Consider the following 2,373-nt stretch of genomic DNA (forward strand, 5'->3'; position numbering starts at 1 on the left):
TCAAATTCATCCACTGTCTGATATCCGTCGACACCTCTGACGGCCTTCATGTAGTGCTCAATCTCAGTCTTGCTGATCAGGCCTTCACGCATCAGGGCGATAATCTTGTGACCACTGGCAAAATGGGTAGTGACGAATTCCGAAAAACTTTTCAGGTCCTCTGGTTCATGCTCGACGTAATGAGTGGCTGTTTTGCCCATGCCGTAAATGACCTCATCGTATTCCTGAGCCCCATTTTGCAGCTGATTCCTGGCTCTGAAAACCAGCCTCTGGACTTTAGCCAGAACATTCAGAGGTTGACCTTCCACAGGCTCGGAAGAGGGGAGCGGGAAGATCGTTTTCAGGCGTTTGAAGACTTTTACAATCCGGTTGGCCTGATCAAACGTCAGACTTTCTCCGACCAGTGTCCGCAGTCGGACCGGTGCAAGTTCATCGTCAAAATCGAAGGTCGTGAAGCAGGGCATTGCCTTACCGCTTTCTACAGCTAATTCTGCAAGACCCATTGCAGCTTCCAGAGCTTGTTTCTTGAGAGAGTGCTGCTGCATGAAGTCGCGTATATCGGTCAGAACTTTGACCTGTCTCGGCGTGAACTGAAAGGGACCACCGTCATTTTCGACGGATTTTTCTGCAGCCTTCCGGAGTTCCTTCATTCTCTCAATGTCTGCTTTCCTGGTTTCAATCTCACTTTCCAAGCGAGCCTGTTCCTGAGTCAGTCGCCCGATGTCGCCACCAGTAGCATCATTGCCGCCCAATTGTAGTTGCCTGTTTCGCAGGGCATTAACCCGATGTTCATAGTTGTCAGCAGGGGCGGGTTTAATACCCACGGCTTTTTCAGTGGCTCCAATAAGCGCTTGATAATCTGCCAGATCTTGTTTTGCATTGGATACAGCTTCTCTTTTATGCCTCAGGGCTAAAAACAGCTCAGTTATTTGTCCTGGTAAGGGTTCAGCCAAATCATCGATGGTACTAAAAATATTCTCATGTATTTTACAAATCAGAGCCGCTTCTGCGAGATCCTCATCAGCCATTGCACAGGTTAAATCTATACTTTTCATGTCGTGCTCATGCAGAAATTCCGTGACCTGAGCGTACTTTTTTCTGGTTAAAGGCAGCTCACCCAGTGCTTCATCGAATTCGTCCTGTCCCTGACGATCTTTAAAGGCTGCATTGGAAATAAAATAATCAGCTTCTTCCTCTGTACCGAGGTCATCCCCCTGGATGTTAAGACCTGCTCTGGCTCTCAGTTTTTCATGGCCTTTGCCACGAAGAGTATTCAACTGGTGATGAACACTTGCCAGCTCACTTTCAGCTTCTGCTACTACTCGTCTGGCCCTGGCTACCTCACGATCAAGTACGTATCGGGGTTTTGGCCCCAGCCGGGCCACTTGCCTGTCAAGCTCATTCTCAATGACTGCGATGCGCTCGTTAATGTCAGGCTGACCCGCATTAAAAACTTCTTCATCCAGCGCCTGGAGTTTTTTTTCAATCAGACTGTTCTGGTCGTCGATAGTGGCATCGTCTTTATAGTCCCCAATGTTGAGTTGATGAGCCATTTCATTGTTCCAGGCTCTTCTGGCAACTTCTTCATCACAGTCTTTGCTCACTTCGTCCAGTAACTCACTGATTTTGACTCTTAGGGCATACTTCCGGTCAGGCAGGGTGGCATCCTTCTCAAACGCTACCTGCAGCTTACTGGCCAGCTCAGCAGTGAACGCCATGCTTCTTTCTCTGGCTGCAACGTTTTCATGAGGATATATCCTGAGCTTGTCTTCTATAGCTGCAAGATAACCTGTCTGTTTTTCACTGGCTTGCTCATCGACCTCTTCGACTTTATAGGTGAGGCGCCTGCGAAGTATACTGAGCCATTCCGGGCTCCCTTTTTTCGGATAAGAAAGGGTAATATCTGTAAGAGGGCTCTCGGGTTTGAGACTCTTCATGTACTCAAGTCTGCGGTTTTCTTGTGTGACAATATTATATATCTTGTCCAGCATGTACTCCGGGACATCATCAGCATCAAGCCTTGTACGAACCCTGGCAAGTCTTGCTGCTTTGTTATCACCTCTATTGATTTTAATGTTGAACACCTGTTCTGTGGCTGACAGTATTTCCAGGGCCTCTTCCTCTGCCCGCTCACTGGCTTTTGTGATGAATGCCTGCATGCTGTCAGAAATATCCTCGCGACGGAGATACACACCATCGTTTTCATCAACGTCACTCATCTCAAGGGCTTTTTCTACGGCACTCAGTGTCTCAAGAACTTCAGGCATGGCTTTGGGGTGGCCTGGTGTTTGGATGTCATGCAGTTGTTTTTCCAGCTCTTTAAGTTTGAAGAGCTTGGCATGTACTGTTGACTCCAGGGTGTCGCGGTCTTCC

Annotated in this window: 1 protein-coding gene; it reads right to left on the minus strand. The window is 48.1% G+C overall.

All coding sequences use genetic code 11. The annotated features are described in order from the left end of the window. The coding region (locus KDK16_RS04265; RefSeq protein WP_257274817.1) for a hypothetical protein at nt 1–2,373 on the minus strand (2,373 nt) is incomplete at both ends.

It is taken from the genome of Endozoicomonas sp. SESOKO4 (assembly GCF_024606275.1).